Origin of the sequence: Photobacterium alginatilyticum (assembly GCF_009910675.1) — a bacterium.
Classification (GTDB): domain Bacteria; phylum Pseudomonadota; class Gammaproteobacteria; order Enterobacterales; family Vibrionaceae; genus Photobacterium; species Photobacterium alginatilyticum.
This window is the reverse complement of record NZ_RSEJ01000015.1, coordinates 47,050-66,718: the sequence shown is the minus strand read 5'-3', so window position 1 is coordinate 66,718 and position 19,669 is coordinate 47,050. Positions and strand designations below refer to the sequence as shown.

17 protein-coding genes, 1 tRNA gene and 1 pseudogene are annotated in these 19,669 nt (G+C 46.0%); 11 read left to right on the top strand and 8 right to left on the bottom strand.

Annotation, left to right across the window (positions count from 1 at the left end; all coding sequences use genetic code 11):
- Window positions 1-8: 8 nt before the first annotated feature.
- Window positions 9-1,145 (bottom strand): beta-aspartyl-peptidase, encoded by a 1,137-nt coding sequence (gene iadA, locus EIZ48_RS14870; RefSeq protein ID WP_160652899.1) that lies wholly within the window; start codon window positions 1,143-1,145, stop codon window positions 9-11.
- A gap of 213 nt (window positions 1,146-1,358) precedes the next feature.
- Here iadA and EIZ48_RS14865 point away from each other — a divergent pair, with 213 nt between their 5' ends.
- The gene (locus EIZ48_RS14865; protein ID WP_160652896.1) at window positions 1,359-2,264 is read left to right on the top strand and encodes a LysR substrate-binding domain-containing protein; all 906 of its coding nucleotides are present in this window, start codon (window positions 1,359-1,361) and stop codon (window positions 2,262-2,264) included.
- A 166-nt stretch (window positions 2,265-2,430) separates the two neighbouring features.
- Here the strand turns inward: EIZ48_RS14865 and EIZ48_RS14860 are convergent, their stop codons facing one another.
- Window positions 2,431-2,775, bottom strand: a complete 345-nt coding sequence (locus tag EIZ48_RS14860; protein ID WP_160652893.1) for a hypothetical protein — start codon at window positions 2,773-2,775, stop codon at window positions 2,431-2,433.
- A gap of 141 nt (window positions 2,776-2,916) precedes the next feature.
- Between EIZ48_RS14860 and EIZ48_RS14855 the strand changes: the two genes are divergently transcribed.
- Window positions 2,917-3,474: a TetR/AcrR family transcriptional regulator gene (locus tag EIZ48_RS14855; RefSeq protein WP_160652890.1), complete on the top strand. Its 558-nt coding sequence runs from the start codon at window positions 2,917-2,919 to the stop codon at window positions 3,472-3,474.
- A gap of 113 nt (window positions 3,475-3,587) precedes the next feature.
- Here EIZ48_RS14855 and EIZ48_RS14850 read toward each other — a convergent pair whose 3' ends face one another.
- Window positions 3,588-3,986: an NUDIX hydrolase gene (locus tag EIZ48_RS14850; protein ID WP_160652887.1), complete on the bottom strand. Its 399-nt coding sequence runs from the start codon at window positions 3,984-3,986 to the stop codon at window positions 3,588-3,590.
- Between the two features lie 248 nt (window positions 3,987-4,234).
- On the opposite strand from EIZ48_RS14850, the gene EIZ48_RS14845 reads away from it, so the two are divergent.
- A complete protein-coding gene (locus EIZ48_RS14845; RefSeq protein ID WP_160652885.1) occupies window positions 4,235-4,510 on the top strand; it encodes a nitrogenase-stabilizing/protective protein NifW in 276 nt (91 codons plus the stop codon).
- A 22-nt stretch (window positions 4,511-4,532) separates the two neighbouring features.
- On the opposite strand, the gene EIZ48_RS14840 is transcribed toward EIZ48_RS14845, so the two are convergent.
- The gene (locus tag EIZ48_RS14840; protein ID WP_160652882.1) at window positions 4,533-4,949 is read right to left on the bottom strand and encodes a universal stress protein; all 417 of its coding nucleotides are present in this window, start codon (window positions 4,947-4,949) and stop codon (window positions 4,533-4,535) included.
- Window positions 4,950-5,256: 307 nt separating this feature from the next.
- Between EIZ48_RS14840 and EIZ48_RS14835 the strand changes: the two genes are divergently transcribed.
- Window positions 5,257-7,131 carry a hypothetical protein gene (locus EIZ48_RS14835; RefSeq protein ID WP_160652880.1) on the top strand — a complete coding sequence of 625 codons (1,875 nt, stop codon included), beginning with the start codon at window positions 5,257-5,259 and terminating at the stop codon, window positions 7,129-7,131.
- Here EIZ48_RS14835 and EIZ48_RS14830 read toward each other — a convergent pair.
- Window positions 7,123-7,341, bottom strand: coding sequence for a hypothetical protein (locus EIZ48_RS14830; RefSeq protein ID WP_160652877.1), 219 nt, complete (start codon window positions 7,339-7,341; stop codon window positions 7,123-7,125). The genes EIZ48_RS14835 and EIZ48_RS14830 overlap by 9 nt on opposite strands.
- Before the next feature lie 158 nt (window positions 7,342-7,499).
- Here EIZ48_RS14830 and fabV point away from each other — a divergent pair, with 158 nt between their 5' ends.
- From fabV to EIZ48_RS14795, 7 genes are all read left to right on the top strand, one after another.
- Entirely contained in the window at window positions 7,500-8,702 is a 1,203-nt protein-coding gene (gene fabV / locus EIZ48_RS14825) for an enoyl-ACP reductase FabV (protein ID WP_160652874.1), read from the top strand.
- 190 nt (window positions 8,703-8,892) lie between these two features.
- Complete coding sequence (locus EIZ48_RS14820; RefSeq protein ID WP_160652872.1) at window positions 8,893-9,828, top strand: alpha/beta hydrolase; 936 nt, start codon at window positions 8,893-8,895, stop codon at window positions 9,826-9,828.
- 351 nt (window positions 9,829-10,179) lie between these two features.
- On the top strand, window positions 10,180-11,481 hold the full coding sequence (locus EIZ48_RS14815) for a glycoside hydrolase family 18 protein (RefSeq protein WP_160652869.1): 1,302 nt from the start codon (window positions 10,180-10,182) through the stop codon (window positions 11,479-11,481).
- Window positions 11,482-11,690: 209 nt separating this feature from the next.
- Window positions 11,691-13,079 (top strand): ATP-dependent RNA helicase DbpA, encoded by a 1,389-nt coding sequence (gene dbpA / locus EIZ48_RS14810; RefSeq protein WP_160652866.1) that lies wholly within the window; start codon window positions 11,691-11,693, stop codon window positions 13,077-13,079.
- A 358-nt stretch (window positions 13,080-13,437) separates the two neighbouring features.
- Window positions 13,438-14,790 (top strand): PhzF family phenazine biosynthesis isomerase, encoded by a 1,353-nt coding sequence (locus EIZ48_RS29745; RefSeq protein ID WP_160652863.1) that lies wholly within the window; start codon window positions 13,438-13,440, stop codon window positions 14,788-14,790.
- Window positions 14,791-15,156: 366 nt separating this feature from the next.
- Window positions 15,157-16,629, top strand: a complete 1,473-nt coding sequence (locus EIZ48_RS14800; RefSeq protein WP_160652860.1) for a C69 family dipeptidase — start codon at window positions 15,157-15,159, stop codon at window positions 16,627-16,629.
- 180 nt (window positions 16,630-16,809) lie between these two features.
- A tRNA-Ser gene (locus tag EIZ48_RS14795) sits at window positions 16,810-16,900 on the top strand.
- 519 nt (window positions 16,901-17,419) lie between these two features.
- Here the strand turns inward: EIZ48_RS14795 and EIZ48_RS30080 are convergent.
- The 3 genes and pseudogenes from EIZ48_RS30080 to EIZ48_RS14775 form a co-directional block, all read right to left on the bottom strand.
- A pseudogene (locus EIZ48_RS30080) lies at window positions 17,420-18,481 on the bottom strand (recombinase family protein); the annotation flags it as partial.
- Window positions 18,482-18,571: 90 nt separating this feature from the next.
- Window positions 18,572-18,997 (bottom strand): recombinase family protein, encoded by a 426-nt coding sequence (locus EIZ48_RS30075; protein ID WP_160652858.1) that lies wholly within the window; start codon window positions 18,995-18,997, stop codon window positions 18,572-18,574.
- Window positions 18,998-19,106: 109 nt separating this feature from the next.
- Window positions 19,107-19,256 carry a hypothetical protein gene (locus EIZ48_RS14775; protein ID WP_160652855.1) on the bottom strand — a complete coding sequence of 50 codons (150 nt, stop codon included), beginning with the start codon at window positions 19,254-19,256 and terminating at the stop codon, window positions 19,107-19,109.
- Window positions 19,257-19,669: the final 413 nt, after the last annotated feature.

The following is a 19,669-nucleotide window of genomic DNA, read 5'->3' as shown; positions in this document are numbered from 1 at the left end:
TTAATCCTTTATTCGAAGTTACCGGTGACCAGAAGTTCGTTGTTTAGCTGTAATGTCTGCCCCTTGGCAATCACGCCATGCAGGCTGAAATCGTCGTTGAAGATACAGACATCGGCATCTTTGCCAGGCTGGATACGCCCTTTGTTGATCCCGAGAGAATCGGCAACATTGGCGGTCATCATGGCGATTGCCAGCTCCGGGGCTATTCCTTGATCGATCAGTTTGGGTAGCAACAGCAGGTTGCTGTCGACATTAGCTGCCGTCAGCCCTGTAAGCTCCCCGTGCGAGTTGAACTTAGGCAAACTGCCGTTACCGTCGGAGCTGATGGTGATTAGATTGGCTGCAACCCCTGATTCGAGCGCCATTTTGGCTGCCTGCTCTGGTGGCGTAAATCGGCTGCCGCCTGAGGTGATGTCGATACAGCCGCCTCGCAGGGCAAAGCCAATGGCTTCGTCAAACAGGGCCTCTGTCCGGGCGACATGGGTCGGGGAGAAGTGGTGGATCGGCAGCCCCATATCGAGTAACTCGTTGACTAGACTAAAGGGCTGGGGCAGACCGCCCATATGCACATGCAACAATCCCCGTTTGCCTGAGAGCATGCTGGCGATACGAATATCAGAGACGATCCGTGCCAGCTCTTCGAGGGTTGGGAATGAACAACGGTGATCGGCCAGTGCGATTTTGACCCCTAGCACGGCTGGAATGAAAGCAAGATCATCGCGGATCGACCCGGTAATGGTTTTGGTCGGCACCTCGTAGGAGCCAGTGTGCATAAATGCGCTGATGCCTTCTTTGGTCAGTGCTGCGGCTTTGGCATAGAGATCTTTGGGTGAGCGGGAGATCCCGTCAGTACCTAACACCCCGACAACCGTGGTTGTTCCGGCCTGGATCAGTTTTTTCAGCGTAACTTGCGGCGTCCGGCTGGCAAACCCGGCTTCGCCACCGCCGCCGGTCAGGTGGATGTGTTGGTCTATCAGTCCCGGCGCTACGATTTTTCCCTGGCAGTCAATGGTTGTGACTTCACTCAGGCCATTGATATGCAGTTCTGGTTCAATGGCGAGGATTTTTCCTTGTCCAATTAACATATCGGCTTTGCCAATATGGTGCGGGCTATAGAGATCGGTATTTTTCAGTAGGGTAAACATGATTTCCTCTTGGTATTTTATTGGATAATCGTTACTGGTAATACGCATTGAAAAGGTGTCGAAATACGTCGTAAAACAGCATTGCCTAACATTGCGTCAATCAACGAAAATGAGCATACCCCTACTTTTTCTATATGTATTTTGATTTCCATTGCTGATTTTGAATGATAGTATTCGCTCAGATCATAGATAGGGACAATTAAGGATATTTCCATGGAATTCAAGTGGTTAGATGACTTTATGAGCCTGATGGAATTGGGTAACTTCTCTGCTGCGGCAAAAGCAAGGCATGTTACCCAATCGGCGTTTAGCCGCCGGATCCAGGCATTGGAATTGTGGGTTGGAGTACCGTTATTCGACCGCACCTCTTACCCGATCACGTTGACCGAACAAGGTAAGAAGTTTGTTCCCTACGTCGAAAATCTGCTTGAAATGGTCAAAGTTACTAAAGAAGATTTTTCCCGCGAATCCCTCAAAACAGACAATACGGTGCGTATCGTTTGTCTGCATTCCTTCGCGGTGAACTTGATGCCGCGATTGTTTCGCCAGGCCGGTTCGTTATTAGATGGGCTCAATCTCGCACTCAATCCCTCGGTGCAGGGAATTGATAACCACTTTCAGGCGCTGCTAGATAATTCCAACGATATTTTATTTGCCTATAACACCAAGGGTATGCGCCCTTCCTTTTTGCTTGAAGACAAGGTTGAACGGTGTCTGGTGTTTAAGGAAAAGATCATTCCGGTGATCTCTCCTGAGTTGCTGGAAAATCATCCCAAAGATAGCCGCTACCCTTATCTGGCTTATTCCGAGCATACTTTCTTGTTTAACGTCGTCGCTCCCCTAACCGAAAGAGTAGGGCTGCCGCTAGAGCCTGTATTTGAAACGACCTTAAGCGAGTCGCTGATTAAAATGGCTGTCAGTGGTATGGGGATTGCGTGGGCGCCGTTACATGCGATTGAGGAAGAGCTTGAGCAAGGCCTGTTGGTCCAAGCCTTTGCGGAAAGACCTGAGTTGGCTATTTCGCTGGATATTGTCTGTTACCGATCGAAAGGGGCGAATCGCCCTGCAGTAGAGCAGTTTTGGCAAGGGATCAACGAGGTTGTCGCTCAGCAAGAATGAAACACAATTGTTGATTGATTAAGTATTGTAAGCCGTTGAATATAAAAGGCCGCCCCAAAGCGACCTTTTAATTCGTCCTATGAATATTGACACTGATCTTGCTATCCCCCAAGCCCGTATTTGAAGAAGTCTATCTTCAGTTAACTCAACTATTGTTTGTTAGTGTTTAGCTGCTTTGTTCCAAAGCTTTTAAACGTAGTTTGGTTGCGTGCTGGGTGGATACTGGCTCGTCGCGATCACGTTGCACAAATGGTTCAGCATTACGTGATGGTGACGACAAGGCTTGTATACGTAATTCAGTCGCATGTCGTGTTGAGGTCGGCTCGTCTCGGTCAATATATTTCAGCGGAGCGACCTGTGAGTGAATAGCCGGCGCATTGTCTAAAGCTTGCAGGCGTAGCTCTTTGGCCGAGCGGTCAGTAATGCGATCATGATCATTACCAGGTGCTGCAATAGCTGTTGAGACAGAAGCTAATAGTAATGTAGATAGAGCGATAGTTTTAATAGTCATGATGTTTCCCCTTTGCTTTCTAAACTAAACTGTTTCGTTTCATTTGTTGTTAAGGTTAGCTCACAAAAATAATATGTCAACACTTTTAATACGAAACGGTTTAGTTTATTTTTTAGGTATAGAGTTACCGGGAGACTGAACATGAGCAAGAAAGACGAGAAGATACAGAAGATACTTGAAGTAACAGCTGATCTCTGTATTCGAAATGGCTACCAGGGTACGAGCGTTGATGAACTTACGTCAAAAACAGGTTTCTCAAAAGCGACGATTTACCGCTATTTCAAATCAAAAGAGTGCTTGATCGCTGCAACTCTAGAACATTACTCGAAGATGCATACGAAGGCTCTAGTAGAGCTTATCAATGATCAGGAATTATCGTTGAGAGACAAAATCGATGCTAGGTTTGAAAAACTTCGCCAGTTGGTGGCAGAGAACCAGTTCTATGGGTGCTACTTCCAGCTTGCCTATAGCGAATTTTGTAACAAGGATGAAGATATTACGTCGATATGTACTCAATACAGTCATGATAGGGTTGAATTGATAGCCGAAATGCTCGCTCGACATGATGTCGACGATGCTCAACAGAAAGCAACGAAAGCTGAACTCATTTTCAGCGGGCTGATAGCGACACTGCCTATAAGCAAAGATACTCACCTTATTGATATTGCAAAAGAAATGTATCTAAAAGAAATCTTTTGAGTCAATTAACAGGTTTGCAGGCAGGAGCTCAGAGGGTATGCCCTCGTTTCTGCTTGCACCTGTATTTGAAATAACCTTGAGCGAGTTGCAGAACAAATCGATTAATCAGCCCTTCATTTTAATCTATTGAATAATCGAACATATTCACCTATTGCCACGTTGTCGGCCTCGATACCGACCGGAAGCTCGCCATCAAGGTCGCACCACTGGAGCTGCTCGGCCTCCTGGCTCTGGATGTTACCTGTCCACGCGTCCACAACATAGTAATGAATGAGCTGTAGCTCTTCGGTCGGATGGTACAAAGTACATAGGAAAGTGTAACTGGTCGGATTGATGTCCAACTCTTCTATCATCTCCCGCAACAGCGCCTGTTCTCTGGTTTCGTTATTTTCAATATGGCCCCCGGGTATGGTGATTAGCCCCGGATCTGTGGCCTTGTTCATTGCCCGCTTTTCCAGCAATACCTTATTGCTGTCAACCAGTAAGAATGAAACGCATTCATTGACGTCCATTGTGAAGAGTCCTTTTGGTGTATATGGCGTGATGTAGTATTGCAGCTTGTATTGTTGATTTACAACGACTTATAGAGGTTTGTCAGTATTTATTCTTTTGACATTGTTACTGTGGTGGCAGGTGCTGAGTCTGCTTCACATTTCTTTTAACCCATCAGATGATAAAGTTGCGCAAAATCCGTGTTACATCAATGATTGAATAGGGCTGCTCTTCTAAACTGGCGGAAACCATTTCACCCGTTTAGAGCATGAGCCAGACCGACATTCATCAAAAAATAGCCAGTTTTACCTCTATAGAACAGGCGCTTGAGTATTTCGAAATCGACTTTGATAGTCGTTTTATCAATGAGTACCGTACACAGTTGGTGAAGCGTTTTAACGGATACCTGTTGATTTCAAAACCGGACGATTGGTTTTCGGCCCGCCGCGCACTCAAAAATGCCTATTGCAAGGTACAGCGAAGTCGCCTGGACCCACATACCCGATCCGCCTGTCGAGGTTGTACCTCGTGTCAGCGTCGATAATCGTCGCTAAATTCTCATAACGCTAGCCACGAATCAGGAACACCGAGATATCGGCGTGATCCGAAATGTAGTTTCCGTGGTTGGCAAAAATATAATCGCTGACATTGGGGACATGGGTTGCCATGAGAATGAGATCTGCGTCTATTTCATCGATGGCGTCAAGCAGCTTCTTGTTGAGGTCAGCAGTGGGGTCGACGCTGAAGATTGGGTGGCTCTCGGCATCAATGTCGTGGAGATCAGATTGCTCCTGAGTGAAAAGTTCGAGCTTAGCTTTGTATTCTTCGGGGTTACGAGATATCTCCGTCGGAGCGGCCAATGAAACACCGACAAAGACAACCCTGGCGCTATAGATTTTTGCCAGTTTGGCGACCACATCCAGTGATTTAGTGAGCTGTTCTTCATGCCTTAAATCTACAGGCACCATAATCTTGCTAAACATAACCAACCTCTCTGGCCGTTACTGGAACAACAATGCCGAGCTTACTGCAAAGTGTAATGTATACGATGGAATGCGCGAGTTTTCATCAAATTTGCCAGGACTGGTATGAAAGGAAGTAAGCGAGTTGACGGGTTTTTATTCTATTTATCTGCTGAATTAGTGTTAAAACACTAATAATGATAGCTGAGTCAAACTTGCCCCATAAGTTTCTACACGCTAGACATTGTAAGTGTGAGAATACGCAACTTCAGGCTATGTGTTACGTGGCTAATTTATAAGTTGTATAGGCAACAAGCAGAGTAAAACAATGATAAAAAGAACAACGTTAGCTGTAGCTATTTCATCACTGTTATTAGGTGGATGTGGAGGTGGTGGGAGTTCCTCTCCGACGCCTGCAGCAAAACCACTACCAGTGATCCCTGTGGCTCCAGCTGAAGAGGGACAGTTAGTTGGTACGGCTGCAACAGGTGCGCCTATAAAGGGCAAGCTGACTTTGCGCGCAGCTGATGGGGCAAGCACAGAGTATACCGTTCAGGAGCAGGGTGCGTTTGCATTTGATTCTGTAGCGGATCTTAAAACACCGGCTTTGTTAAAAATGGTCGGTGGCTCAGGAGGGCAAGCCCATGAGTTGTATTCGGTTGTAGTTAAGGAGCAGTTGGCTGCCGGTGTGGTAAATGTTACTCCCCTCACTCAGCTGCTGATTTCTCATGCGACTGGAGCGGCGGCATCGAAAGTCTTTGACGCGCCGGAAAATTATTCCGATAGCCTTACCAAAGAAAAACTTGCTTTGGCCCAGACAGAGTTAAAGCAGGTGCTTGCCAAGCTATTTTTAGCCGCTGGGGTGGACGCTGATTTCGACTTGCTTAGCAGTAAGTTTCAGGCTAACTACACCAAAGCTGATGCCGTATTGGACTTGCTTGATATTCAATTTTCAGACGATCAACTTCAGGCCACAGTGACTTATCGGGCAAAACCTGAGTACTCAGTGACTTTGGTGTATGGCCAAAAATGGACTGACAGCTTGTTGCCAGATAGCGTGACTGTTGAAGAAGCTGCGGAGTCATTAGGTTTTCTCGTTACGGCTGACTCGATTCTTGAATCAATGATACTTGAGCAAGACCAACAAGATTATATGGCTTATGTGCACCCTGACGCGTCTTGGTTTGGTGAATCAGATACCGGGCTTTGGGAATATAAAGAGCGCACTATGGGCAACGAGATCGACACGGGAATGGACCGGTATCGTGATCTTTCCCTAGTGAGCGTCGATAGTGCGAACCAACGTTTCGAGATTAGCTTTACCCAGCGACTTGAAGATTCACAGTTTGCCAGTGGTAGCCGAATGCATGCGTGGTTCGAAAAAGATTCGGACGGTAAGTTTAAGTTTCTTGGTGAAGAAACCCAGTTGCCAATCCATGCCTCACTTTTCTTGAAGCTGGAGTCATATGATAAGGCAGATAAAGAGTTCGCAGATAATGTATGGCGGATGGAAATCGATGCATTTCCGAGTCAAGCAGCATGTGACATGTTTACAGCCTCGCCAAACGGCTGGGAGTGGGGCAACCCGGACTTCTCATCGAAGCTAGAGAATATAAACAAACATATTAACTTGGACTATGTGACGATCAGCGGCCCGGGTTTTGACAAGCCATTCAAGCTGGACAAAGTCTTCAAGATGGAAAATAAAGCTGAAGGTGCGCTTGCCAGTTGTCATTTGGCATCAAGTGAATATCAGTTTAGCCCGGTGTTAACTGGTTACACCTTTGATTATGATCCAATGTCTGAGGCAAAAGCACCTATCCCGGATAATTCGGAATATACCATTTCCTATTACCGTAATAGCGAATCTACACCGTTCTTTGAGAGAAAAATCAATGCCGGCAAAGGTATCAGCCCGATGAGTGAAATGATGCCGTTTATGGCTCGTAAGACTGAATTATCCCTTGATGCCGGAGAGTTTAAGTATGCTTGGCGCCGAGATTCGGACTTGGTCACTGATGCTGATCTGTGGATTTATGCCCGTGTTAACCATGTAGGGGCAGGGTTTAGGGCGTCAATTGAAGATGGTAAGACGGAAGTGTCTCGTTCCAAGCTTCCTGATGTGGGTGATGTTTACCATTCCTCTTATGACCCTTACGGACGAGTGATTACACGTGGTTATCTTTACCCATATTCAAAGTAAGATCGTCTGAATATAGAACGACATAATAAAATGCCAGTCTTGATGACTGGCATTTTTAGTTGCGGAGATTACAACCTGAACTGTTGTTGCCGGAAGGGCCAGCAAGGTGATCACCGCCCTGCTGTGGGGTAATGTGTCGAGTTCGCCAGCGGCCATAATGGCAATACGGTGAAAGGCTTCGAGGCTGATCCCGTATCTTTTGCGAGCCATCTATGGGCTCAGTATAGAAACACTGCGTTTTAACACGATAAAAGCAGGCTTTGCGGCCTAGTTAAAATTTGAGCAGGTGACATAACGAGTGACCTTGTGGCAAGGTGTAACCACAGTAATGCCCCTGAAAACCGAATTAGTATAGTTAGGAGTAACCCATGATTATTGAACCTGTTGTGAAAGGGGTCGTTGCACGCTCTGCGCACCCGTATGGTTGTCAACAGGCGATTCGAAACCAGATCGATTATGTCAGAGCGGCAGAGCCGATTGTTGGCGGTCCCAAGAAAGTGCTGGTTATCGGAGCCTCATCCGGGTTTGGGTTGGCTTCGCGTATCGCATTGGCGTTCGGCGGCTCGAATGCTGACACCATCGGAGTCTCGTTTGAACGTGGGCCAAGCGAGAAGGGGGTCGGAACGGCTGGCTGGTATAACAATATCTTCTTTCGGGAAGAGGCAGAGAAACAAGACCTTATTGGCAAGAACTTTGTCGGCGATGCCTTTTCGGTATCGATGAGGCAGCAGGTGATTGACTATATCAAGGCGGAATTTGGCGGCAAGCTTGATTTGGTTGTCTATAGCCTGGCAACGGGAGTGAGACCCGATCCCGAGACGGGCGAAATGTGGCGCTCGTCGATTAAGACTATCGGTGAATCGGTTACCGGCCCGACGATTAATATCGAAACCGATACCATGGAGCCTATGACCATAGATACCGCCACAGAAGAAGAAATTGAAGCCACGAAAAAGGTCATGGGCGGTGAGGACTGGGAAAGCTGGATAGATATCCTGTCGGAAGCCGATGTACTGGCCGACGGCTGTAAAACCGTCGCCTATTCCTATATTGGGCCTGAAGCAACTTACCCGATCTACCATAAAGGGACGCTGGGCAGGGCGAAAATCCACCTTCATGACACCGGTGATTTGCTCAATGACAAACTGGCCCGGATTGGCGGAGAGGCCTATGTTTCGGTTTGCAAGGCATTGGTGACCAAGGCCAGCGTCTTCATCCCGGCGTTTTCACCCTATATCCTGGCACTGTTCAAGGTTATGCAGGATAAGGGAGTGCATGAGGGATGTATTGAACAAATGCAGCGCCTGTTTTCACAGCGACTCTATGGGCCACAACAACATGTTCCTGTTGATGAGCAGCGTTTGATCCGTATTGATGATTGGGAACTGGACGACGATGTACAGCGTCAGGTAAGCCAGCTAATGGCACAGATCACCCCGGAGAACTTTACGGCGGTGGGTGACTACCAAAGATACAAAACGGATTTTATGCAGTTGAATGGTTTCTGGCTTGATGGCGTTGATTATCAGGAAAGAGTTAATCTGGAGGCGCTAAAAGCGTTGACGCCATAATTTCAAAAAAGCATGTTATGACTGCCCTGCCTTTGTGCAGGGCTTTTTGTGTTTGGTCGAAATATAATATAAAAAACAACCATATAATTTGCATGCTGTATAAGATCACACCATTCATTATTGCGGATTAGGGATAATCCGGCTTTATAAATTCGGTAGTATAAGTCCTGAAAAGCATAAGGAGCACGCTATGCGCCAAGTTAGCCCGAAACTACAACCGTGGCTTGATAACTTTAACCAGCAGGTAGCCGTTTTAATCGAGAATGGATTCAAACCGACAGCAACGAATGCCCGAGAGGGGTTAGCGAACTTAACCCGCGCCCTGATCACCGACATTCCGGATGTTGCCTGGATACAAGATGATTTGGTATTGAGTGAGCACTATTCAGTTCCTGTACGAATCTATCATCCTGCTCCCGAACAGGCGTTGCCGGTACTGGTTTATTATCATGGCGGCGGCCATATGGGGGGGAGTGTCACGGTATATGATCCGATTTGTCGTAAGTTAGCCAATGCTACCGGGCATATTGTTGTTTCGGTTGATTATCGTTTGGCTCCCGAGTGCCCTTATCCGGCTGGTGTCAACGATGCCTATGGTGTCGTTAACAACCTCTGGGCAACGCTGGATGAACGTGCACTTAACTACCGGCGTGACTTGTCGATTGCCGGTGACTCGGCAGGTGGTGCCCTGGTCGCGACGGTTAGCGGGCAGGCACAGTATGACGATGATGTCGTGATCCGCAAACAGGTGATGATTTATCCCAGCCTGGACTACACCATGGATTCAGGCTCGATGGAGCAAAATGCAACGGGGTATTTACTGCAAAAAGGCAAAATCGCCTGGTACTTCGACAGCTATTTTCAGCATGGTGAAGACCGGCTGGAGATCTCCCCGCTATACGGACGCTTTACGTTGAAGCTGCCAGAGACCTTACTGTTTACGGCTGAGTTTTGTCCGCTACGTGATGAAGGAATAAGTTACTGCGAGAAAGTCAGCGCAGAAGGGGTAAAGGTAGAGCATGTTCACTTCGACGACATGATTCATACGTTTTTGAATATGGAAGATCTGGTCAAAGAAGAGTGTGAGCAGGTGTATCAGCAGATAGCCAGATTCTTGAACGAGTAACTGTATTTCCTAAACCTGTTGGGATCGAAAAGCCTCCATTTTTGATTAGCTACGGCTAACAAGAATGGAGGCTTTTTCCATTTTAAGAATACCACCGCCTGATTAGAGTACGTGGAGGCTGTAAGACTTTTTCGCAGCGCGATACAGCGAACAACAAGGTATTCATGAAGTGACTCGAAAATCAGCCAATCAGTTTTAATAACTTTCTGATTAGTTAATAGTTTTCGCAAATGATAGAGGGTGAATTTGATAAAAACCAAGAGGTCGGGTGACCTTTGCAAATGCCCGCACCTTGTAATGTTATTTATTTTTTACGTTTGTTCCCTTTATTGACGTGAATAAGGAGTGTTTATGAAAAGGACACTATGCGGGCTGCTGGCCTGTAGTCTCTGGGCTGTCCCTGCTGCTGCCGAACAACCTGTGGTAGCGGGTTACTTTGCTGACTGGCAGTATGATAACGAAGCCAATCCCTACACGGTGGATGATATTCCTGCTGATAAGCTAACCCATGTGATTTATGCTTTTCTGAGTATGTGCGGTCCGCATGAAGGGGCGAGCGAAAAAGTACAGAAACAGGTTGCCGGGGCTTGTCAGGGGCAGGCCCCTTTTACTGCAGTCGTGGTTGATCAGAAGGCGGCTTTGGAGATTGATTTTGGCGAGGTGAGCACAGGTGTACCCTACAAAGGACATTTTGCCCAGCTCACTGAATTGAAAAAACAGCACCCGGGTTTGAAAATTCTCCCGTCGTTCGGTGGCTGGACAATGTCAGAAGCCTTTCATGCGATGGCGAAAGATACCGCTCACATTGATCACTTCGCCAAAACAGCAGTGGAGCTGATTGCCAAGTATGATTTCTTTGATGGCATTGATCTTGACTGGGAGTATCCGGGCGGTGGAGGCTTGACAACGTCGCCATGGAATCCTGATACCAAGCTGAGTGTCGAGGAGCAGGCGGCTGAGCGCGAGGCTTTCTCTTATTTGGTTAAAACACTGCGTATTGAGCTGAACAAACTGGCGGCCAAAACTGATCGCTATTATGAGTTGTCGTCCGCCATCGGTGTCGGCAACAAGGCGGCCCAGATCGACTGGAAATCAGCCGCTCCCTATATGGATAACATGTTTGCGATGACCTATGATTTCCTTGGTGGCTGGGGGACGCAAACCGGTCACCTGACCAACCTGCATGCAACCAAGCGTAGCTGGTGGGGACAGGGTGCCGATGTTTTTATCGAGCAGATGATTGATCTTGGCGTACCGGCCGAGAAGCTGGTGCTGGGCGCCGCATTTTATGGGCGGGGCTGGGAAGGAACGCAAGACTTTGACGGCAAGCTGCCGACCAGCAACCTGGTGTCTGAGAAAGGGGCATCCTTTGGGACCGATATCGAGGAGCCGGGCTACTTTATGTACTGGGATCTGAAGCGTAATTACACCGCCGAGCAAGGCTATCAGTACGGCTATGATGAAGCTTCCGAAGCGCCTTTCCTATGGAACCCTCAGAAGCAGGTCTATATTTCGTTTGAGGATAAGCGCTCGGTGAAAGCCAAAACACAATGGGCGAAGGAAAAAGGGCTGGCTGGCGTATTTACCTGGGAATTGTCAGGTGATGTTGATGGTGAAATGACTGAAGTGATGTATCAGACTCTCAACGACTAACAACCACTATACGCTGCGTATTAGCTGCATGAACAAACACCAAGGTTCAGATAAGATATTACAAAGTCTTTATGCCTTGGTGTTTTTTATCCCAGTAAATTGTTTCTTTTACCGCCAAAGGCTGGTAGTGTCGCAGCCCTTAAAACGGCGTCTTGTACGCTAACTGTTTACTGCTGCCAGACGTTCCAGCACCACATAGGATATTTCCCTTGAGCCAGACTGCCTTTTCTACCCTGAATCTGAAACCAGATTTACTTTCAAACCTGTCTTCGCTTGGCTATGAAGCGATGACGCCAATTCAGGCGCAGAGTCTGCCGCATATTCTTGCGGGCAAGGATGTGATCGCGCAGGGAAAAACTGGCTCGGGTAAAACGGCAGCGTTTGGCTTGGGGCTGCTTGACCATTTGAATGTGAAGCGTTTTCGTGTTCAGTCACTGGTACTGTGTCCGACACGTGAGCTGGCAGATCAGGTAGCCAAAGAGATCCGTAAACTGGCCCGTGCTATCCATAATATTAAGGTGCTGACCCTGTGCGGCGGTATGCCGTTTGGCCCGCAAATTGGTTCGCTGGAGCATGGCGCGCATATTATTGTTGGTACACCTGGCCGGGTAGAAGAGCATGTACGCAAAGGTTTTCTGAACCTTGACGACCTGAATATGCTGATCCTCGATGAAGCCGATCGCATGCTGGAAATGGGTTTCCAGGATGCCCTGGATGCGATTATCGATGCTGCCCCGGAGCGTCGCCAGACTTTGCTGTTCAGCGCAACGTATCCGAAGCAGATCGAGTCGATTGCCAAGCGCATTATGTATAAGCCGGTAATGGCGAAGGTGGAATCTACCCACGATAGCAGCAGTATCCAGCAGCATTTTTACAAGGTAGACAGCAACGAGGACAGAATGACAGGCCTTCGTCTGCTACTGTCGCAGCATCGACCTGAATCAGCAGTGGTGTTCTGTAATACCAAACGTGAAGCGCAGGAAGTAGCAGACGATCTGGAGCATTATGGTTTCAGTGCTATTGCCCTGCACGGTGATCTCGAGCAGCGTGAACGTGACCAGACTCTGGTTCGTTTTGCCAACAAGAGTGCCTCTGTGCTGGTGGCCACTGACGTGGCGGCCCGTGGCCTGGATATCGATGCGCTGGATGCCGTGATCAACTACCATGTCGCCCGTGATACCGAAGTGCACGTGCACCGCATTGGTCGTACGGGGCGTGCCGGCAGCAAGGGGATTGCCTGCTCGTTCTTCAGCGACAAAGAGCATTACAAGATTGCCTTGCTGGAAGACTATCTGGACAAGACGATTGAAGGCGAGGAGTTGCCTCCGCTGCACCTGCTTGATCAGCCGACTCACCGTCCGGCCATGGTTACCCTGCAAATTGGCGGCGGCAAGAAGCAGAAAGTCCGCCCGGGCGATATTCTGGGTGCGTTGACCGGTGACAATGGTATTGCCGGCAACCAGGTTGGCAAGATCAACGTGTTTGATATGTGTGCCTATGTTGCCGTCAATCGCGAAGTGGCTCGCGCCGCATTGAAAAAATTGGAAAACGGCAAAATGAAAGGCCGTTCGTTCCGGGTGCGCCAGATCCGCGCCTAACGCTAAGAATCAGAGCTAGAACCACATATTGAAAAGCCCGCCTTGGCTATCCTGGGCGGGCTTTTTTTGCGGACAAATTTAACGTTGCTTTCTGGCTTTGTCGTCACGAAATCCCTGATGAATATCCGTGAGTCAGATAGTGTTGCGTTGTTTGAACATCAACGCATTTTGATATTGGTCGAGAAAGTTATTAATTTCTGATGAGTCCCTGATGAAGTAGCATGCCAAAGTGGTTTTATTTTTGCTGCGGCTGAGGCAGGATAAGTGGATATACCCAAGTTACCTTACGAGGCAGGGTTTAGAGGTAACTTGGGTATAACTAAAAAAACTACAGCCATGTAAGGTAGAGGGTGAAGATTTGGAAAGAGATGTATATCTTGTTGACTCGTTTACTTTCAACGGAAAGGGCGGAAATCCGGCGGGTGTAGTATTCGACACGGAAGAGTTGACCGAATTACAGATGCAACAAATAGCGGCGCAGGTTGGCTATTCGGAAACAGCGTTTGTCTTGCCAGATCCTGAGTGTGACTTTCACGTGCGCTTTTTTACTCCGACCTCGGAAGTTGACTATTGCGGTCATGCAACGCTGGCTACGTTTTCGGAACTGTTTGGTCAAGGCAAGATTGAGGCTGGGCAGTATAGCCAGCGGACTAAAGCTGGCATACTGACTGTTGTGGTCTCTGCTGACAGTCATGTCGAGATGGAACAGCAATTACCCGTATTTGGTGGTGAACTGGATGTGCTCGAGGTTGCTGAAACATTGGGTATTCCGGCGGAAGTGATCACCAATACCGGGCTGCCGGTTGAAGTGATTTCCACTGGGCTTGCTGATGCGATTATTCCGGTAATGCCGGGCACGTTGGATGACATTGTTCCTGATAACGAAGCGCTGGCTGATTTTTGCCGTGAAAGGCAACTGGTGGGTGTTCATTTATTCGAGTTAAGTTCATGGTCTGAATTTACTGCCCGGTGTCGGAACTTTGCTCCGCTGTTCGGGATCCCCGAAGAGTCTGCGACAGGCAGTGCCAGTGGCGCATTGGCTTGTTATCTTGCCCAGCACCGTCCGTTCCTGGGGTATCAGTATGAGTTCGAGCAAGGTCGCAAGATGAAGCGCACCTCGTTAATCTCGGCATCGATCCAGCAGAAAGCCGGAACTATTCAGGCCGTTAAAGTCGGCGGGTATGCCAAGCACAAAGGGACTCAGCGTGTGAGCCTTGCCAGTGGGCTAACACTCAGAAAGATGGAAGAGAATGATCGCCGTCTTCTGTGTGAGCTGGCGGTTTCCGAGCATCAGTCTGATTTTGTTCTGCCGGTTGCGGATACGCTGGAAAACAAGACGTCAAATGAAGATTTCCATGTTATTTGTCTTGGGGATAACGAGGCTGATAGCACTATCCTCGGCTTCTTTATTCTTGATAACTCTTTTGCAAACCACCCTGAGTTTAGCCAATTTGGTGAGTTGGGCTTGCGGGCTTACTTTATTGATGCCCGTTATCAGGGTAAAGGCTTTGGGCGTCAGTCGTGCCAACTAATGGGCGACTATGTGGCGACTCACTATCCTTCGGTTTCAAATCTAGTTCTGACTGTGAATCAACGGAATACGCCAGCTCGGGCACTCTATCTTTCTTGCGGTTTTCTGGATTCTGAATCACTGTATCTGGGAGGACCAGCAGGGCCTCAGCATATCATGTATCTTCCTCTCGCTGCCTGAGCAATCAGGTAAGCTTTACACTGTAAACTGGCGGTTTAGTACTCTCTTAAGCCGTCAGCTAAACTTACGTAACAATTCCATTCTTTTTCTATAGTGCCTTCTGTTTTTCCGGTTGGGCGTTATGTCTTCTTGTTTATATCAACCTTGATGCTGGCGAATTACGTATCGAGGTTTCGTCTGCTCTCACTTTTATTATTCCAACCTTTATATTTTTAATAGCGTGATCGGCTAAACAATAAACAAAAGGCCAGAGATATACACTGCGCTGGTGGTATTTATTGACATAATTAGCATAAAAGAGATAAATATCATCCCAATCGTGAATATATATTCATCTTGAGATTCGTTCCTACATGGAGATGTACGATGAAAAAAATGTCTGTGACTCTGTTATCCGCTGCCGTTTTATCTGCGCTCAGCTTGAGTGCCAACGCGTGTACTGGCCTTATCGTGGGCAAGGGGGCATCTGTTGATGGCAGCATCATGATTGCCCGTAACGAAGATTTTGGTATCAACAACTGGAATAAATATTTAGCTTATCGCCCGGCACAAGAGAATGAAGCCGGTGACTGGACGTTAGGAAATGGTCTGGTTGTGCCAATGCCAGCGAAATTCTATGGCTACTCTGCCATTCCTGACTGGGACGCCAACACGGTCGATGGTGACGGAAAGTTTTATGAAGAGCGCGGGATAAACGAATATAACGTTGCTATTTCCGCAACGACCAGTGCCGAGGTGAACGACAAGGCGCAAGCGGCCGATCCTCTGGTTGAAGACGGCGTGATTGAGGCCATTATACCGACGCTCATTCTGCCTCAGGTGAAAACCGCGAAGGAGGGAGTCGAGCTGCTAGGTAAATACATCGAGCAGTATGGTGCCGGTGAAGGCAACAGCCTGTATATCGCTGATGTCGACGAGGCGTGGTTGGTTGAAATTGGTTCTGGACACCATTGGATTGCGGTCAAAGTACCTGATGACAGCTACGCTATGATTGCCAACGGGCTGCGCGTCCATGGCGTTGATCTTGGGAGCGAGGATGTGCTCCATTCTGCCGGTCTTGTTGAGTTCGTCAAAGAGCATCAATTGCTGGAGCAGCCTGATACAGCATCATTTAACTTCGCCAAAGCCTTCGGGGTAATCGGGGATGTGTATAACATCGACCGTGAGTGGCTGGGACAAAATATGCTGTCGGCATCCAACGAGCAGCCAACCCGCCAGGATCAGTATCCGCTGTTTATGACGCCGGATCAGAAAATTTCGGTTCAGGATGTAGCAAATGTACTGGGTGCTACCTATAAAGGCACCCAACTAGAGGCGAATGGCGAGCGTCCGATGCGCGTCGAGCGCCAGCTGGAATCGCATATTATCCAGTTACGCCAGGATATGCCGAAGGAGCTACAAGGCTTGATTTGGCAGAGTTTTGGGGTCTTACCTGAGTCGGTACTTGTTCCGCTGTACTCCAGCCTGAAGGACTATCCGACACCGTATCAGACAGGAAGCGATACCTACTCGGATCAGTCGGCTTACTGGCAGTTCCGCAGCCTGACAGCGCTAGCCTCTGCGGCACCGGATAAGTACCTGCCGATGCTCAAAGCTACCTGGGACAAGGAAGAAACTAAACTGTACCAGCAGGTGAGCAGTTTGGATATGACGCTGAAATCTTTGTACCAATCAGATAAGCAAGCAGCACTGAACATGGCGTCTGACTATTCTTACGGCCAGTTGCAGCGTACCTTGACGATGGCGACAGAAATTCGCTACAAGATGATGACAGATCTGACCAAGAGTACCGAGAAGAAATACTCTGAAGAAGAATTCAAAAAGATCATGAGCTTGTAGTAAAGATCTCACTATAGCTATGCCCTCAGTGAGTTATTTACTGAGGGCTTTTTTCTGTCTTTTTTACTGTGGCAGAGTGAGTTTTGCGCACGCAAAGGAATGGTTGATCAAAAGCTGCGCGGTTGGTTGGTTGAAGGGTTTACATAACCAGAAAGCTACCGTATCATTCGCCGCACTTACGGAGAGATGGCTGAGTGGTTGAAAGCACCGGTCTTGAAAACCGGCATACGTTTGTAGCGTATCTAGGGTTCAAATCCCTATCTCTCCGCCAATTTGATACGGGAATGGGAACTGAGAAATCAGTTCCCATTTTTGTTTTTGAGGCCATGAATACAGGTGCGATCTTGTGGCCTTTTAGGAAAAGTTTTTTTTTGGGGTAAACACGTACTTCCTTTAACAACTCCAGCAACGCAACTTTGACTTCCTCATCAGTACCTTCACGAAATAACTTAGTCAGTCCAATTTGCAACAATTTTGCTTGTGTCTCACCAAATCGCTTAATCGGTAGTGTTGGGGATCTTTTTAACGTCTCAAGCTCGATTTCTAATTTATTAATTGTTGCTGTAGTTGTATTAATAAATTTGTTTGTTATTTCTGTTGGGTCTAGCGTGCCATCTGCAACTTTTCCCAGAATTCGATGAACCTTCTCTTTGTTTGTTTCAATACTTTTTGATATTGCTGTCATCTTTTGTGTTGAAACAAGATTTATACTATTTAGTACTAATTTTATTTCATGGTAATTTTTAATAATAGACTGGACGGTAATTACATTGTTTAAAATATAATCTGTTACATGTTTTTCAACAACTTCCTTTCTCACTGGAGTACATTTACAAGTCCCCTTACCATAGCGTATCTTTTTGCCACAATCATAATATGAGTACTTACCGCTTTTCCCTTTCATTATTACCATGTTAGAACCACAAAGTCCGCACTTTAAAATTCCAGTTAATTTATGCTTTGACCTAATTGAAGAGTTATTTCTGTTTTTTAAATTACGTGATTTAACCCCTGTTCTTACATTGTTAAACAGTTCTTTAGAAATGATTGCTGGGCATTTGGTTGTAATAGGAGCCCTTTTATTATATTCTTTACTATTCTTTCCAAAAACTCTTTCCCCAATATAAATTGTATTTTGCAACATGTTACTTATTGCGTTTTTTGTCCACTTTCTTCCTCTTTTTAGTAGATTGTTGTCGTTTAAATGTTTGGCTATTGACTTAACACCCATTGGCTTTCCATTCGTACCTCTATGCGCGAGGTCAAAAATCATTTGTACTGTTATTAATTCCTCTTTATCAATAACTAATGATTTTCGACGCTTGGATGTTTCACCTTCAACCTCAACAGATTTATATCCAAATGGAAGAGTTCCGCCTGTAAAATAGCCTTTTTCAGCAGTATCGTAGAGGCGGTCCCGAACTGTTTCTGCATTTTTGGCACTTTGATGTTCATTAACCATTCCTAGCATTGAAGCAAATAACCTTGAATCAGGATAATTTTCAGGCAGTCCTTCAGTTGCTGAGATTAATCGTATACCTGAAGCCTCTAACTTATCCATCACAGCGCATTGGACTGTTAAATTTCTGAAAATTCGAGAGAGGTTATAGACGACAACTGCATTGACCGCATCACCTTCAAAGTCTCGTGTCTCAATCTTGTTGATCATGAGATCAAATTCTTTGCGTGGCTTTATCTTAAAAGCGCTTGCAGATTCATCTATAAACCACCTAACTATTTCGTGGCCGTTATCAGTTGCCCATTTATTGATAAATCTTTTTTGCCCATCAATTGAGTCCCCTTTTTCTGCTTGACCATATGAAGATATTCTTAGATATGCGTAACATTTCATTATTGCTTACCTATTATAAATTATTAAAAGATACTCATGAAAATTGAGTTACCACTTTGATTAAATGTATTTTCATTATGTAACAATGAGTCATCGCTGGTGTTTATTTGTCTTTAGATGGTTAGATAATATTTTTTGTGTTAAAAGGAAGTCGCGTGAATTGTAAAAATAGGATAAATCTTCAGTTGCCGAGATTAGTTTCACCCCGTATGTATCGAGATTATCTGAAAAGCTGTAACATAAGTCTATATTTCTAGATATACGAGAAATAGAGGATACTATTACCCCATCTATTTTGGGGCTAATAATACATTGCTCAATCATATTCAGCATATTTACAAACTCCGTACCATTCAAATTTTTGTAATTGCTTACAGCTTCATCAGTAAAAAAACAAACTAATTCATGCCCATTTTTATTAACCCATTCGCAGATACGATCCCTTTGATTTTCTATGGAGTTATAACTTCCACTACGATTGGTAGTGCATGTCCTTATATAACCATATAATCGCATATTATAACCACTATATTGACTGTAATGTTAAAATGAAACTGGATATTTCATTTGGCCATGAAGTTATAGGCTAAATATTTTTTTGAATATAACTATAGATTCAGAAGTATTAACTTTCTGACAGTTTGTCTTTTTCCTTAGAGAGGATTTTTATAATGTTGTCTTTCCCTATGTTGTTGAGCAATTTTTTAAGTGCTTCAGCAAAGTTATTATTTGTTTTAAACTCAATGATGTGACATGTTTCTGGTTCATATTTCATTTGAATACCTTATAGGATTGATGTTAGAACCTGATAACATTCACTCTAGCTCACTTTTGTAGGTTTGATGATTTTTATATGTTTACTATCAATATATTAACTGTGGTAATATAGCAATATTCCCTTCGATATTATAAGTTTAAGATACTCTTTATATAGCTCCTGATAATAATAATCATATTGTTATGACAAAATGGTATATAAAGGTTATTGTTGCGTCTTGAATTCAGATAATAAGTGCAACTCGCTCCCTGTATATGTTATTAGCGGAGTTACTCTGCCAAGTATCTTGTGTGACATTGGATTTATCAACAACTCCATGTCTCTGATATCTTGAGCTTTTAATGCTTCCTGCGTCACTTATTCGGTCAACTTCGATGAATAATATCATTGGTATTTAGATTCATTGCATA

Bases quoted from the DNA above. Each gene is read 5' to 3' on its own strand.
- EIZ48_RS14835 (WP_160652880.1), top strand. From the start codon at position 5,257: ATGATAAAAAGAACAACGTTAGCTGTAGCTATTTCATCACTGTTATTA.
- fabV (WP_160652874.1), top strand. From the start codon at position 7,500: ATGATTATTGAACCTGTTGTGAAAGGGGTCGTTGCACGCTCTGCGCAC.
- EIZ48_RS14815 (WP_160652869.1), top strand. From the start codon at position 10,180: ATGAAAAGGACACTATGCGGGCTGCTGGCCTGTAGTCTCTGGGCTGTC.
- EIZ48_RS14855 (WP_160652890.1), top strand. From the start codon at position 2,917: ATGAGCAAGAAAGACGAGAAGATACAGAAGATACTTGAAGTAACAGCT.
- EIZ48_RS14850 (WP_160652887.1), bottom strand. From the start codon at position 3,986: ATGGACGTCAATGAATGCGTTTCATTCTTACTGGTTGACAGCAATAAG.
- EIZ48_RS14775 (WP_160652855.1), bottom strand. From the start codon at position 19,256: ATGAAATATGAACCAGAAACATGTCACATCATTGAGTTTAAAACAAAT.
- EIZ48_RS14845 (WP_160652885.1), top strand. From the start codon at position 4,235: ATGAGCCAGACCGACATTCATCAAAAAATAGCCAGTTTTACCTCTATA.
- EIZ48_RS14830 (WP_160652877.1), bottom strand. From the start codon at position 7,341: ATGGCTCGCAAAAGATACGGGATCAGCCTCGAAGCCTTTCACCGTATT.
- EIZ48_RS14800 (WP_160652860.1), top strand. From the start codon at position 15,157: ATGAAAAAAATGTCTGTGACTCTGTTATCCGCTGCCGTTTTATCTGCG.
- iadA (WP_160652899.1), bottom strand. From the start codon at position 1,145: ATGTTTACCCTACTGAAAAATACCGATCTCTATAGCCCGCACCATATT.
- EIZ48_RS14840 (WP_160652882.1), bottom strand. From the start codon at position 4,949: ATGTTTAGCAAGATTATGGTGCCTGTAGATTTAAGGCATGAAGAACAG.
- EIZ48_RS14820 (WP_160652872.1), top strand. From the start codon at position 8,893: ATGCGCCAAGTTAGCCCGAAACTACAACCGTGGCTTGATAACTTTAAC.
- EIZ48_RS14865 (WP_160652896.1), top strand. From the start codon at position 1,359: ATGGAATTCAAGTGGTTAGATGACTTTATGAGCCTGATGGAATTGGGT.
- EIZ48_RS30075 (WP_160652858.1), bottom strand. From the start codon at position 18,997: ATGCGATTATATGGTTATATAAGGACATGCACTACCAATCGTAGTGGA.
- EIZ48_RS14860 (WP_160652893.1), bottom strand. From the start codon at position 2,775: ATGACTATTAAAACTATCGCTCTATCTACATTACTATTAGCTTCTGTC.